This is a genomic window from Sporosarcina sp. So3-204, from assembly GCF_058068165.1.
Map to the genome: position 1 here is coordinate 2,839,523 of NZ_CM176485.1, position 12,995 is coordinate 2,852,517.

Below are 12,995 nucleotides of genomic sequence, written 5' to 3' on the forward strand. Positions count from 1 at the left end.
AACACACTATGTCTATAATAGACCTTTTGGTATTGCTTTTCAACACAATACAACAAAAGATATAAATATCTTATAACTATTAAACTATTTAACAAATCTGAATATAAATATTCTATTAATGAGTATAGAATATTAAGCACGATTACTTTTCTCATACACATCTAAAAATGAAGTCCTACAAATCATGTCGCAAAAAAATACATAAAATCACCCTTCTAAAAAAAATTAAATTAGAAGGGTGTTTTTATTAACAGTCTGCTGGTGTTCCTTCTTTCTTGGCAGTTCTGAATGATGTTCCGCAACCACAAGATAAAATTGCGTTGGGGTTTTCTATTGTAAAACCGCCCCCCATTAGGGACTCTTTATAATCTATTTGCGTACCTTCAAGGATATCGACATCGTCCTTTGCAACAATAATTTCAATTCCATGTTGTAAAAGCAGCTGATCTTCATCACTTTTTTCATGTTCAAATCCCATACCATATGTGAGTCCGCTGCAACCTCCGCCGTTAATAGCTATACGTAAGAAAGAACCTTCTTCACCATTGTGACGCATCATTTCTTTCACATGAAATGCTGCAGCTTCTGATAAGTCAACCAATTGGGCCATTCAAGTTCACCTTCCCCTTTATGATTAACTCTATTGTAGCAATAACTTCAGACTCTACGCAATCATAAACGCTCAACTTTCCATTTAAATGCGTTATAATAGTATTAGACATATGCTGAAAGGAGTTGGCCTATGGAAATTAGTCCTTTTTATGAAAAAAAGATTAAATGTATTAATTGCGAACATAAGTTTAGTACAACTAAAATCCGTTCAAGATTCGTTCGAGTCATTTCACATGACAACGATTTCAAACCAGTTTATCAAGAGAGCGAAGTAAATCCTGTTTTTTACAACGTCTCAGTTTGCCCACATTGTGGCTTTGCATTCACTGAAGACTTTTCCCCTTATTTTGCTCCGCAAACTAAGGAAGAAATTTCGAAAATAATTACATCTAAATGGATTGAACGGTCATTTGGAGGAAAACGAAGTTTAGATGAAGCTATTGAAACTTATAAACTCTCTTATTTAAGCGCTTTATTAAAAAAAGAAAAATCAATTTCAATAGCAGGGCTAACCCTACGGATCGCATGGATTTATCGGGATAAAGCACAGATTGATAACGAAAAGCGTTTTTTAACAACTGCGCGCAACCTTTATATCAAATCATATTCCGAAGGGGATTATGTAGGCACACAAATGAGTGAAGCACGTATACTTTATATGATTGCAGAGTTATCCAGCAGAATCGGTGATCACGAGGAAGCTGTTCGTAACTTTTCAAGGGTCATTGAACAACAAAAGAGAACAACTGACTTACAAGTTGTAAAATTGGCGAAGGAAAGATGGCAGGAGATAAAAGAGAAAAAAGAAAAGGGAGCCTTATTACAGCCCCCTCGTTAAATAATTCTCTTTTGCTATTTAAAAGACTTGTTCTACTTCTACTACGCCGGGTACTTCTTCAAGTAATGCACGTTCAATACCAGCTTTTAATGTGATCGTAGAACTTGGACAAGTACCACAAGCACCTAGAAGTCGAAGTTTTACAATACCATCTTCAATATCTACAAGTTCACAATCGCCTCCATCGCGAAGTAGAAACGGGCGTAATTTATTTAGGACTTCTTGTACTGGTTCTGTCAAATTCGTATCTGTCATTTAATTTCGTCTCCTTTCCTTATAGACTCATTATAAGCCGAAGGGCAGAAAAAATCCATCTTTAGAAATCGAAAGGGGAAGTTTATATTGGTTAAAAACAACGTAGTTATAGAGATTTTTGGTGCGAATGTCATTTGTGCGAGTTGCGTCAATGCACCTTCATCATTTGATACTTTTGAATGGCTACAAGCAGCTATTGGTAGGAAATATCCAAATCAAGCGTATGACATTAAGTATATCGATATAGATACTGAAGTTACCGATGAAAGACAGAAAGACATTGCTGAAAAAATTAAAAATGATGAATTCTTCTATCCACTTGTCTTGATCAATGAAGTGATGATTGGCGAAGGGCATATCCAGTTAAAGCCTGTTTTCACAGAACTTGAAAAACATGGTTATATACCTCAGGAAGCTAAATCATAAATTAGTAGTCTATTATTTAAATATAAAACCTCTGAATCCATTAGAAATTAATGGATTCAGAGGTTTTATTGTTCAACCATTATGTCTTTTATACATCCAAAGAAGTCCTGATTTTAATAAACGTGCAATTCTCCCAGTTACAGTTCGATCTCCTAGATAAGCGAAACCTTGCTTTTTACCTAAAGATCCTAGGAAGCCTTTCAACTTAATTTCTGGTAGTTCCGCTGGTAACTGCTTATCTGCCCAAACATGGCGCAACACCGTCACAATTTGTTCAGCTTGTGCCTCAGCTACTTGCGCACTTGGTGCATACGGTAACTCAGCGCAATCTCCTACAACATAGACATCACTATATCCAGGTAGTTGGTGATATTTATTTAACAAAAGTCTTCCTGAACAACCTTTTTCAGTTTCAATACTCTGCACAACCGGAACAGGACGAATTCCAGCAGTCCAAACTACTGCATCAACAGGAATTGTTTCCTCATGATTATGAAGGATATTCGCTTCTACTCTTGTAATATTTGATTCTGCTACAACTTCAACATTATGCTCGTCGAACCAGCTTTTAACAAAATTGCTTAATCGTTCAGGAAAATCCCTCAAAATACGTGGGCTTCTATCAAATAATTTAATATTTAAATCTGGTCTACTTTCACGAAGCTCACTGGCAAGCTCAATCCCACTTAGTCCAGCCCCAATAATACCTACAGTACACCCAGCACCTAATCCCAATAACTTTTCATATGTAATACGGGACTTTCCAATCGTCTGAATGCTATATGTAAACTCTTCAGCACCTGGAACGTCATGGTATTTATCAGTACACCCGAGACCTATCACTAACTCGTCATAAGTGATTTCAGTGCCATCTTCCATGTAAACACATTTTTCATTGGTTGAAATCTCCTCGATTTCACCTCCAACTACTTTAAGTTGATTGTGAATTGGCAATGGAACACGTACAACAGAATCCGACACAGTTCCCACAGCAAGAGCGTAAAATTCAGTTTTTATACTATGAAAAGGTGTTCTATCTATTAATGTAATCTCAATATTGGTTGGTAATTCCTTCGCTAATAAACGCTGTAAAATACGCATATTACCATAACCCGCACCTAACAATACAAGTTTTCTCATTTTAATCTCCTTCGCCTCTCAATTTCCGTTAAATTCCCATTTATAATTATAACAGTTTGTGACAAGTTTCACAATGAGCTAATCGAATTGACGTATTTTCAAAAAGAGAGTAAGATTTCAGATAGTGAGGTGATTTTAGTGAATCCAATTGTTGAATTTTGCATGAGTAATCTTGCAAATGGTGCTCACGAATCCTTTGAAATCTTAGAGCGTGATCCAAACCTAGATGTTCTTGAGTATGGCTGCCTAAGCTACTGTACGATTTGCGCTAATTCACTTTATGCTGTCGTCAATGGCGAAATTGTAAAAGCTGATACACCTGAGGAACTAACTAAACGCATCTATCAATTCATAGAAGATAATCCGCTCTTTTAATAAAGTTTAACTATATCCTTAAAAAGAGCAAATTTGCTTTCCGGAAATATTTCGGAAAGCTTTTTCATATCCATTACAGTTCCCACTCTAATAGAGTATCAAGGAGGAAGGTTGGCTGAATTTCCTTAGACTTTAATTCAATTGGAGATGTTACGCCACCCGCCACATGAATCGTGTCAATACCAAAGTGAATTCCGGCAAGTATATCCGTATCATAATTATCACCAATCATAACCATCTCGCCCTTGTCATACCCACCAATTGATTGTATTAAACTGAGCATATGTGGTTCTGGTTTTCCAATAAATAAAGGTTTTTCACCCGTCGCATTTTCAACTAGCTTAACAAATGAACCGTTACCAGGGACTAATCCTCTCTCAGTCGGGATTGCTTTGTCGCTGTTTGTCGCGATAAAATGAGCGCCTGCTCGAATCGCAAGACTTGCATCTGCTAATTTATCATAATTTATATGACGGTCTATTCCCATAATGACAATGTCCGGTTTTTCACGATTTATTTCTATGCCTTCTAACTCAAGCGCTTCTTCCAAACCTCTTTCACCAATCATCATGACAGTAGCACCTCTAAAATTCTCTTTACAGTACTTGGCAGCTGCAATTGCAGATGTCATCACATTGTGAGCTTCCATTTTTATTCCAAAAGACGCTAGTTTATGTTGAACTTGTAAGGGTGTTAGCGATGAATTATTAGTTACAAAATAAGGATCAAGTCCATTTTTTTGTAACTTAGCAATAAAAGAAACTGCTTCAATTATCGGATCGCTACCTTTGTAAACCGTGCCATCCAGGTCAAGACAATAAGCACCAAAATTCTTTGTCTGCATCTGTTATTTATCAGCCGGTAAAAAGGCAGAAACCGGTCCTAACTCATGCTCAAGATAATGACGAACTTTTGTTGGGAATAGGATAAGTGTGTCAATTGATTCATCTAATACAGTAATAATAGTTTTCGTATCTACGTTAATGAACTCACGAACAATCATCGTCCGCAAACCAATGACTTTTTTCAATGGGACTGACATCTCTGGTGTAATGACTTTTTCATCTTCCATAATATCAATAATATCATCATAACCGCCTGGATCTCTCATAATAAATCCATCAATCATTGAGTTTCCTACATCAATAAGTGACTCTATCACAACATGAGTTAGCCTGGAAACTGCAAGAGAATGTGTCAAATCAGCTCCCCATCCATCTTCGGCCTTGTACAAAGTTAGTAATTTCTCCATATGATTCAATGTATATTCAATCTGATTTCGGTCAATAAAATACAAAATTCTCTCCTCCTAGTCAGTGTTCATTCCTCTTTATTCTACCATAGAACTTCAATATTGAATAAGTTACAAAAAAGACCTACACAAAGATTTAATTAATCTTTGTGTAGGTCTTCCACTTCACTCGTTTTCGATAGATGAACTTTCCTTTGGTAGACGCCCAGCCTTTTTTAATACAAAGTGTGCACAACCAAAATTACAATACTCATAAAGATAATCTTGCAATGTACTAATTTTAGTTTCATACGTTGCTTTTTGGTTACGGTCATCGAAGAAGCCTTTCAAACGAAGTTGTCCGTAACCCCAATCACCTAGTATATAATCGTATTTTAATAGCACATCACTGTATCTAGCCAGCAAAGCCTCTTCTTGGAAACCTTCACGAAAATCAGTTATTAGCTCAAAATTCCAATCATCAAATGTTATCATATACTATTTTCACCACACTTAACTTTGCAATGCTGCATTAAATTCTTTATCACCTTGAAGTTGTCTCTCTTTCGCCGCGGCATTTACTTGCTCGTCAGCATGATAGCTTGAACGTACAAGTGGACCAGCCTCACAGTGTGAGAATCCTTTGGACATTGCAATTTCTCTTAATTCACCGAACTCTTGTGGAGAATAATACTTTTGCACAACAAGATGTTTCTTCGTTGGTTGTAAATATTGACCAATCGTCATAATATCCACGTTATTCGCGCGAAGATCATCCATTGTCTCTATAATTTCTTCATGCGTTTCACCAAGTCCAAGCATTAATGAAGATTTAGTTGGAATTTCAGGGTACATTTCATTCGCACGTTTTAACAATTCTAATGAACGATCATAAGTAGCACGAGCACGAACTCTAGGTGTCAGTCTGCGTACTGTTTCAATATTATGATTTAAAATATCTGGCTTTGCATCCATAAGACGCTCCAAATTCTCATAAACCCCACCCATATCAGAAGGCAGTACTTCAACAGTTGCAAACGGGTTTTTTCTACGAATCGCACGAATTGTTTCAGCAAAGATAGCTGATCCACCATCTTTTTGATCGTCACGCGCAACTGCTGTTACAACAACATGCTTTAAGTTCATTACCGCAACTGAATCTGCGACGCGTTCTGGTTCAGCTTGATCTAATTCATTTGGAAGTCCAGTGTTTACTGCACAAAAACGGCAAGCACGGGTACAAGTAGCACCTAGAATCATAAATGTAGCTGTACGACGCTCTCCCCAGCATTCATGTATATTTGGACAGCGAGCTTCTTCACAGACCGTATTCAAATTTTGCTCACGCATTAATTTCTTAAGATCCCTGTAGTTCTCATTCGTATTCAACTTAATATTTAACCAATCCGGCTTTCTTATATGCTCAGATTTATTTCCTTTAACTGGCTTGCACGTCACAAAAATCTACTCCATTCTATATGGGCTTGAGAAGGTTTTAGATGATTTTAAAAATTCCTCTACTATCGACAATGTACCACATTTATACTATTCAAACAACCTTGATTTGCAATAAATCCAAGTAATCAAAAGATTACATTTAACGAAAAATTATCGGTGTCCATATTAATTTAAAGATACTTTAGCCTGATTTTTCTTGGCCAACATTACCAATACCGAAAACAAAGTAGCTAGCAAGACAATTACAGCTAGTAAACCAATCCAAACTGAACCGGTAAACCCTAATACTAAATAACCTAATGCAGCTACCGCTGCACTAATCAATGCATAAGGCAATTGTGTCATAACATGGTCTATATGGTTACTGCCTGCACCCGTTGAGGATAAAATCGTCGTATCTGAGATTGGCGAACAGTGATCGCCGAAAACTGCTCCCGCGAGAACTGCTGCAAGTGCCGGTAACAATAAATCAGGAGAAGCATCAAGCATAATTTTCCCTGCAATCGGTAGCAAAATACCAAAAGAGCCCCATGAAGTACCCGTTGAAAATGCCATTAGACCTGCAAGTACGAACATGATCACCGGAAGAAATGCTAACGGTATATTTGCCGCAGTTACAATTTGTGATAGATATAGACCCGTATCTAACTTATCAATCAAATCCGTCAAACCCCAAGCAAAAATCAATATTATAACAGCAGGTAACATCGCTTTTAAACCACTAAAGAATGCACGCCTCATCAAAGCAACACTCGCTGTTTCATTCTTTTTCAACTGCGCAATGTATAATAATCCCCCTAATACTGAGCCCATTATTCCACCAATGACTAACGAAAAAGGTACATTGGTATTTTCAAAAATTGACCATATAGTAACTTCGAGACCATCTGCAACGCTTGCATTATAACCTGTCCAAATCATCATACCTAATGTCACGACAACAAGCGCTATGATAGGTCCAACTAAATCACGAACGCCGCCGTGGTCATGAATAGGAAAATCATCTTTTAGTTGACCCGGAATGTCTTTTAACGGATCATACAACTGCCCTGTCGTAACCGCGAGTTCTTCGTGTCTCTTCATTCCGAATAGATCTATGTCTGTCCAAGCAAAGAAGAATACCATTATTAGCGTTGACACTGCATAAAAGTTCATTGGAGCCATCAATAGAAACGCAGATAACGGTGAATAACTGATTGCTGCTCCACTAAAAATAATGCCTAACAACCCTATTAAATAAGCGCCCCAACTAGATATTGGAGATATGACACAAATCGGTGCTGATGTAGAATCTATAAAATAAGCCAGTTTCGCACGTGAAATTTTATGTTGGTCTGTAATCGGTCTTGAAATCTGACCTACAGCTAGCGCATTAAAATAATCATCTACAAATATCGCGATTCCAAGGAATACAGTCAGTAGTTTTGCGCCCCTCTTCGTCTTAATTCGGCGTACCGCCCGCTCTGCAAACGCCCGGCTACCTCCAGATAAACTTACAAATGCAGTAATAACACCGAGTAACAATATAAATAACATGATATTGATATTACCTTCATTTAAACTACTGTTGTCCCAATCCCAAAACGATACAGTAATCGCTTTCCAGAGAATGATTACAAAATCCTTTGGTGAAAATGCTGCTACTAAAATTGCAGCTACTACTATACCTGATCCAAGTGATAAAAGAACCCGTCGTGTGACAAGTACCATTACTATCGCTATAATCGGGGGAATAATTGAAACCCATGTACCAATCACTATCAATTCCTCCAATTTGTATGGAAGAGGACTTTTAGGAATTAAAAAACCAACTTCTTTGTACACGACTATAAAGTGTACGAGAAGCTGGTCTATTCTACGTATCGTTTGCTTGATAAAAAACACTATCTAACGAACAATCTGTAGCTCACCATACGTATTATTGCACGCATGACAGTGTCATTCTTATTTAGAATGAACCCAATCTGATGGACTTGACATCATAACATCAGATTTCGGCAAAACTTCCTTTTACACACGGTCATCAATGTCATTCTCGCATGTGTTACTAATAAGCTCTGCAGCCTCTACCCAATCGATATTCTTTCTTCAAGTATAATGTTATCAATCATTTAAAGAAATATCAAGTTCTGAATAACAACAAACAGCTGGATCCGTTTACTAGCAACAATTATATTGACAAACTAATTGTCTGGCGGCAATTTAACTGGAATTTCAAACGAAGGTGATCTTATCCCTTCTCCTTGACTAAAGATATGCGGTACATTGCCTTGCACAAGACCTATCGCTACTGGTATTTTCTGTTCAACAGTACTCATTTTTGTTGCTAATGGAACGATGATTTGCACATTTACTTGAAGGATGATATTCACTTCAATATAGGCATTATTAATACCAAATTCTTTAATACTTGTTTCAACATTCGCTTGAACGTCCCCAATGACATGGAAGCGCATCGGTATTTTCGGACCCAAATTTCCAAGTAATGGAATATTCGTCGCTTGCCCAACTGGCACATAAAAGACAACTCCACCTTGCTCTTCCATCTTTAAAGGGTCATATTCTATATTTTCACTTAGTGGAAGCATATCAAGATTACCAGATTCCGCCTTTTCTATATGCTCTTCAACTAGAAGTTTTGTATCAGCCAACACTCTATTAATAATTTCAGTATTAAACTTAGCTGTCACCATGTTCGGCGTATCTGTAGGAATATGCTCTATCACATCGTTAACGTCAAGGACATTGGCAATTCGATCGCTTACCGCTTTGCTAATAACGTATGAGGCAATCTTTTCTGTCTGTACTTCAGCATATTGAACATATATTGGCGTAAGTCTCATATTTACTGTATAGAAAAAAAATGCAACTGCAATTAGAAGTGCAGGCATGAGCAAAGAAATCAATTTTGGTTTTCTAAAGCGGCCACTGCGTTTCACTTGCCCTTGAAATTTCAAAATGATTCCTCCCTAGCGTAGTTTATGCTAGGCGGGAATCATTCATTCACTAAAATAATCACAACAATATATACCAAAAATATCGCGAATTAATTCGGGCATATAATATTCTTTTTCAGCATCTTTAAGTGAAGGATAGAAAAATCCAAATGTGAACATATCTAGCGTTGCCAATGTATACTTTTCACCTACCACTACTTCTCTATTTCCGGCAAATAAAAGACCATGTCTATTCTTATAAAGCCTTTCATGGATCATTGCGCCCATTAAAGTACCGCGAAAACCTAAACCTTTCACCTTCACTTCTGGCCATTCTTTATTTACTGATTGCTCGTAAATATTCATTAATTCTTCACCATCTAAAGTAATCACACATAAATTAATTGGATGAGGTAGAAGGGAATGGATGTCTCCTTTTGTAACCCAACCTTTTTTAATACTCCCAAGAAATATACCTGCGTTAAAAATGGCGCAATCCGCATTTGAGTGAGCAATTAATGCTCTGCCAAATAAAGAAGATAACGGGCTAGACGCAAAAAGGTTTTGCTTTAATAGGCTCGGATTGTAAAACAAAGGTTCATTCAACTTTTCTTTACCAGCGGCTACAATCTTCTTTAAATGATTAACATCCACCTCATCTATTGGAAGACTGTCCGTAGGGTAAACATTAGCCCCCATAGACGAAATTTCTTTACTTATTAAATTAAAAGTAATTTCCACATGACCTACATATTCTCCGAATTTTCCCGTTGCAGCTAGAAGTGTATCTTCTACCATCTTCCCGTCAATAAAAAGATGATGTGTATGTGCACCAAGAATAACATCAATATGCTCTGATTCAACTGCAAGCTTCTCATCTTGTGAAAGCCCCATATGTGAAAGACAAATAATTATATCAGTTTCTCTTGAAAGGCGCTCCGCTTCTTCTAAAAGTTGTTCACGCGGAGGTGTTATTAACCATCCTAATTTGGAATAAAAGCGAGTATATTCAGCCGTGGCACCTATTACACCTATTTTAGTACCTTTCTCTGTTGTATAAATGACGGATGGGACAGCCCATTTAGGTAACTTCCCGTCTAGAGTAAATAAATTTCCTAAAACAACAGCAAAATCCGCTTCATCATAGAGTGAATTCAGTGCCACTCTAGACATTGTTATTCCTTCATTGTTGCCAATTGTAACCGCGTCATATCCTGCCTCATTTAATAGCTCAACATTCCCTTGACCAGTCGTACCTTCAGTAAGCGGATGATAACGATCTACATGATCTCCAATGTCAAATACATAGAAAGGCTTACCCATTTTTTTATGTACATTTCTTTGTTCACGAAGAAATCGACTAATCTGTGGCCAACTGTCAAAGTGACTATGAATATCATTTGTGTGGAAGATGTGAATGTTGTCTAATGAACGATTCATTTTTTACCCCCAGATTCCGTCAACAATCGACCTAATACCTAGCAAAAGAAGTATAATACGAAGTGCAAACACAAGTGTTTCAGATTTCATTTTCTTATTTAGTCTAGCACCTAACTTTGCACCTAAATAGGCTGCTGGAATAACAGGAATTGTATAAAGCCAAGGTACATTACCAAGTGAAATATGTGTTACCGAATTTACAATCGCTGATAAAAAAACCATAAACATTGAAGTACCTACAGCGACGTGTGGTGGGAATAAAAACAATAAAATCATAGCAGGCACAATAATAGAACCGCCACCGATTCCAAAAAGTCCTGAAGCAAATCCAACTCCGAATGTTAGTATTAGCGCAAACCAAATTGGATAGCCATATACATAAGTATGCCCAGTACTATCCGTAAATTCACGCTTTTTACCATGTTCAACGAACCAACTCACTGGCTTCAAATACTTTCTCACAAGAAGTAGCGTTGATAATACGATAAGTAAAATGCCAAAATATAAATTGAATGAAGGCAAATCTAGCGCTTTATTCACAAAGGCACCAAGAATCGTGCCTGGGATACTACCAATAAAGAAAATAAAACCACTTCGAAAATCAACAGTTTTTGTTTTCATATAAGATAAGGTTGAGCTAAGTCCGATGAAAATCATCATAATAACTGAAAGACCAACAACGCTCTGTGGTGTAATGCCGTCAATCAAACCAAGACTAACACCTATAAACAAAGTAGCAGGTACAAGAATGACGCCCCCACCTAGGCCAACTAATGCACCAATAATACCTGCTGTAAGACCAATAATAGCCAGAATTACAAATTCCATTACCATTCTCCTTCAAATAAACCAAGCTGTTTCGGCGCAAGATTTATAAAAGATATGCCGAGACTTATTTGAAATTGCTTTGCGTTTCGCGCAGCATGTTTGCCTGAGTTATTGTTGAATATTACAAATACTTCTTGCGTATTTCTATTTAATACATTTACAGCATCTTCGATTTCATTAAGTTCTTCACTATTATAATTGTATAAATAGCGTACTTTGCGCCAAGCGTCTTCGTCGCCTGAGGTATTTCTCCATCCAGCAACGTTCCGACCATGTAACCTAACTAATGCTTTCTTAACGTGAGTAGCTTCAGGCACAAGAGGAATGCAGCCCTCTCCTACTTGCGGTTCATCACAAACTGAGTGAATGATTTTTAATTCACGAAGAAAGGCAAGTGTTTTATCTCTGAAACTAGAAGAATACCATGACTGATGCCTGAATTCAACGGCAATATCAAATCCATTCAACCTCTTACGTATATCGCGAATTTCATCAATATTTTCTTTTTGGCAATCAAACCACGGCGGAAACTGAACGAGTATCATTGCAAGTTTCCCAACTTTTTGTAATGGCTCAATAGATTCAATGAATAATTCATACATTTCCGATTTAGATGTAAAGGGTAACTCCCCACGATGATGGCCCGTCATGCCTTTATACGCTTTCACAATAAATTGAAATTCTTTCGGTGTTTCATCTATCCATTTTTGAATATTACGCGCTGGCTGAATAGCGTAGAAGGTTGAATCGAGCTCCACAATCGGAAAGTGCGCGCCGTAATCGAGCAGTTTATCCTTTGCCGTAGAGTTTGGATGAAGGACATCAGGATGATCTCCCCAACCCGTTAAGCCGATTTGTATCATCTGTTACTCCTTTCCGTTGATGAGTTGTATATGATTATTTTAACAGATTTAATACAATTAAGAAAAAAATAATACTAGTTTTAGGGACTGTTTTAGGCGTTGAAACACAATCTATAATGAACCCCGCAATTATTCTCCGATAAAAATAGTGCCGACTTCCATTTACATAGAAATCAGCACTTTGTATATTATATTCGATTTAGGTTAACGCGCTTCTTTAGGAGGTTGGCATACGTCACATTTACGTTGGTTCTTGTTTTTAAATTTTGTAAATGTCTTTTCAAAGTCGTTTCCACAAGCACATTTAAATTGTAACTTTTGTGAGAAACCTTGATAGTCCGTCGATAATAACTTACTATCAGAATTTTCCTCAACGAATTTTTCAATTTTATCAATCGTCCATTGCTTATTCATTCTCTTACACCTCCATACTTTATTGCCATGCGGAGGCTTTTCTTGGCTTCCGTTCAATAATAAGTAAATGTAGTTATTACTATTGGTTATCCATTATAACATGAGCTTACACTTAATTAATAGACGAAATGAATGTTGTTAAACGCTAACCTAATCCAGATTTTTTTAGTAATCATCTC

General features: G+C 37.1%; 16 protein-coding genes and 1 riboswitch. Of the genes, 3 read left to right on the forward strand and 13 right to left on the reverse strand.

The annotated features are described in order from the left end of the window. Window positions 1–247 precede the first annotated feature (247 nt). The gene (locus AC3RV6_RS13985; protein ID WP_489746614.1) at window positions 248–610 is read right to left on the reverse strand and encodes a HesB/IscA family protein; all 363 of its coding nucleotides are present in this window, start codon (window positions 608–610) and stop codon (window positions 248–250) included. A gap of 132 nt (window positions 611–742) precedes the next feature. Here AC3RV6_RS13985 and AC3RV6_RS13990 point away from each other — a divergent pair, with 132 nt between their 5' ends. After that, window positions 743–1,450, forward strand: a complete 708-nt coding sequence (locus tag AC3RV6_RS13990) for a DUF2225 domain-containing protein (RefSeq protein WP_489746615.1) — start codon at window positions 743–745, stop codon at window positions 1,448–1,450. Window positions 1,451–1,468: 18 nt separating this feature from the next. Here AC3RV6_RS13990 and AC3RV6_RS13995 read toward each other — a convergent pair whose 3' ends face one another. Further along, entirely contained in the window at window positions 1,469–1,705 is a 237-nt protein-coding gene (locus tag AC3RV6_RS13995; protein WP_489746616.1) for a NifU family protein, read from the reverse strand. An 87-nt stretch (window positions 1,706–1,792) separates the two neighbouring features. On the opposite strand from AC3RV6_RS13995, the gene AC3RV6_RS14000 reads away from it, so the two are divergent. Next, the gene (locus AC3RV6_RS14000; RefSeq protein WP_489746617.1) at window positions 1,793–2,131 is read left to right on the forward strand and encodes a YuzD family protein; all 339 of its coding nucleotides are present in this window, start codon (window positions 1,793–1,795) and stop codon (window positions 2,129–2,131) included. 72 nt (window positions 2,132–2,203) lie between these two features. On the opposite strand, the gene AC3RV6_RS14005 is transcribed toward AC3RV6_RS14000, so the two are convergent. After that, window positions 2,204–3,271, reverse strand: a complete 1,068-nt coding sequence (locus AC3RV6_RS14005) for an NAD(P)/FAD-dependent oxidoreductase (protein ID WP_489746618.1) — start codon at window positions 3,269–3,271, stop codon at window positions 2,204–2,206. A gap of 138 nt (window positions 3,272–3,409) precedes the next feature. Between AC3RV6_RS14005 and AC3RV6_RS14010 the strand changes: the two genes are divergently transcribed. Further along, window positions 3,410–3,646: a YuzB family protein gene (locus AC3RV6_RS14010; protein WP_489749267.1), complete on the forward strand. Its 237-nt coding sequence runs from the start codon at window positions 3,410–3,412 to the stop codon at window positions 3,644–3,646. Between the two features lie 73 nt (window positions 3,647–3,719). On the opposite strand, the gene AC3RV6_RS14015 is transcribed toward AC3RV6_RS14010, so the two are convergent. The 10 genes from AC3RV6_RS14015 to AC3RV6_RS14060 all read right to left on the reverse strand — a co-directional run bounded on the left by AC3RV6_RS14015 (window position 3,720) and on the right by AC3RV6_RS14060 (window position 12,816). Next, a complete protein-coding gene (locus tag AC3RV6_RS14015; protein WP_489746619.1) occupies window positions 3,720–4,490 on the reverse strand; it encodes a TIGR01457 family HAD-type hydrolase in 771 nt (256 codons plus the stop codon). Window positions 4,491–4,493: 3 nt separating this feature from the next. Then, on the reverse strand, window positions 4,494–4,943 hold the full coding sequence (locus AC3RV6_RS14020; protein ID WP_489746620.1) for a DUF86 domain-containing protein: 450 nt from the start codon (window positions 4,941–4,943) through the stop codon (window positions 4,494–4,496). A gap of 120 nt (window positions 4,944–5,063) precedes the next feature. Further along, window positions 5,064–5,372: a YutD family protein gene (locus AC3RV6_RS14025; protein WP_489746621.1), complete on the reverse strand. Its 309-nt coding sequence runs from the start codon at window positions 5,370–5,372 to the stop codon at window positions 5,064–5,066. An 18-nt stretch (window positions 5,373–5,390) separates the two neighbouring features. Further along, window positions 5,391–6,341: a lipoyl synthase gene (lipA, locus tag AC3RV6_RS14030; protein ID WP_489749268.1), complete on the reverse strand. Its 951-nt coding sequence runs from the start codon at window positions 6,339–6,341 to the stop codon at window positions 5,391–5,393. 159 nt (window positions 6,342–6,500) lie between these two features. After that, window positions 6,501–8,093, reverse strand: a complete 1,593-nt coding sequence (locus AC3RV6_RS14035; RefSeq protein ID WP_489746622.1) for a Na+/H+ antiporter NhaC family protein — start codon at window positions 8,091–8,093, stop codon at window positions 6,501–6,503. A 136-nt stretch (window positions 8,094–8,229) separates the two neighbouring features. Continuing rightward, window positions 8,230–8,412: riboswitch (Lysine riboswitch) on the reverse strand. 106 nt (window positions 8,413–8,518) lie between these two features. Further along, window positions 8,519–9,292 (reverse strand): sporulation protein YunB, encoded by a 774-nt coding sequence (gene yunB / locus AC3RV6_RS14040; RefSeq protein ID WP_489746623.1) that lies wholly within the window; start codon window positions 9,290–9,292, stop codon window positions 8,519–8,521. A gap of 42 nt (window positions 9,293–9,334) precedes the next feature. After that, window positions 9,335–10,711 carry a bifunctional metallophosphatase/5'-nucleotidase gene (locus AC3RV6_RS14045; RefSeq protein ID WP_489746624.1) on the reverse strand — a complete coding sequence of 459 codons (1,377 nt, stop codon included), beginning with the start codon at window positions 10,709–10,711 and terminating at the stop codon, window positions 9,335–9,337. A gap of 3 nt (window positions 10,712–10,714) precedes the next feature. Further along, window positions 10,715–11,539: a sulfite exporter TauE/SafE family protein gene (locus AC3RV6_RS14050; RefSeq protein WP_489746625.1), complete on the reverse strand. Its 825-nt coding sequence runs from the start codon at window positions 11,537–11,539 to the stop codon at window positions 10,715–10,717. Continuing rightward, window positions 11,539–12,402, reverse strand: coding sequence for a DUF72 domain-containing protein (locus tag AC3RV6_RS14055; RefSeq protein ID WP_489746626.1), 864 nt, complete (start codon window positions 12,400–12,402; stop codon window positions 11,539–11,541). Before AC3RV6_RS14055 ends, AC3RV6_RS14050 begins: the two co-directional genes overlap by 1 nt. 204 nt (window positions 12,403–12,606) lie before the next feature. Further along, on the reverse strand, window positions 12,607–12,816 hold the full coding sequence (locus AC3RV6_RS14060; protein WP_489746627.1) for a hypothetical protein: 210 nt from the start codon (window positions 12,814–12,816) through the stop codon (window positions 12,607–12,609). Between the last annotated feature and the right edge of the window lie 179 nt (window positions 12,817–12,995).

Bases quoted from the DNA above. Each gene is read 5' to 3' on its own strand.
- AC3RV6_RS13985 (WP_489746614.1), bottom strand. From the start codon at position 610: ATGGCCCAATTGGTTGACTTATCAGAAGCTGCAGCATTTCATGTGAAA.
- AC3RV6_RS13990 (WP_489746615.1), top strand. From the start codon at position 743: ATGGAAATTAGTCCTTTTTATGAAAAAAAGATTAAATGTATTAATTGC.
- AC3RV6_RS13995 (WP_489746616.1), bottom strand. From the start codon at position 1,705: ATGACAGATACGAATTTGACAGAACCAGTACAAGAAGTCCTAAATAAA.
- AC3RV6_RS14005 (WP_489746618.1), bottom strand. From the start codon at position 3,271: ATGAGAAAACTTGTATTGTTAGGTGCGGGTTATGGTAATATGCGTATT.
- AC3RV6_RS14015 (WP_489746619.1), bottom strand. From the start codon at position 4,490: ATGCAGACAAAGAATTTTGGTGCTTATTGTCTTGACCTGGATGGCACG.
- AC3RV6_RS14025 (WP_489746621.1), bottom strand. From the start codon at position 5,372: ATGATAACATTTGATGATTGGAATTTTGAGCTAATAACTGATTTTCGT.
- AC3RV6_RS14045 (WP_489746624.1), bottom strand. From the start codon at position 10,711: ATGAATCGTTCATTAGACAACATTCACATCTTCCACACAAATGATATT.
- AC3RV6_RS14050 (WP_489746625.1), bottom strand. From the start codon at position 11,539: ATGGAATTTGTAATTCTGGCTATTATTGGTCTTACAGCAGGTATTATT.
- AC3RV6_RS14055 (WP_489746626.1), bottom strand. From the start codon at position 12,402: ATGATACAAATCGGCTTAACGGGTTGGGGAGATCATCCTGATGTCCTT.
- AC3RV6_RS14060 (WP_489746627.1), bottom strand. From the start codon at position 12,816: ATGAATAAGCAATGGACGATTGATAAAATTGAAAAATTCGTTGAGGAA.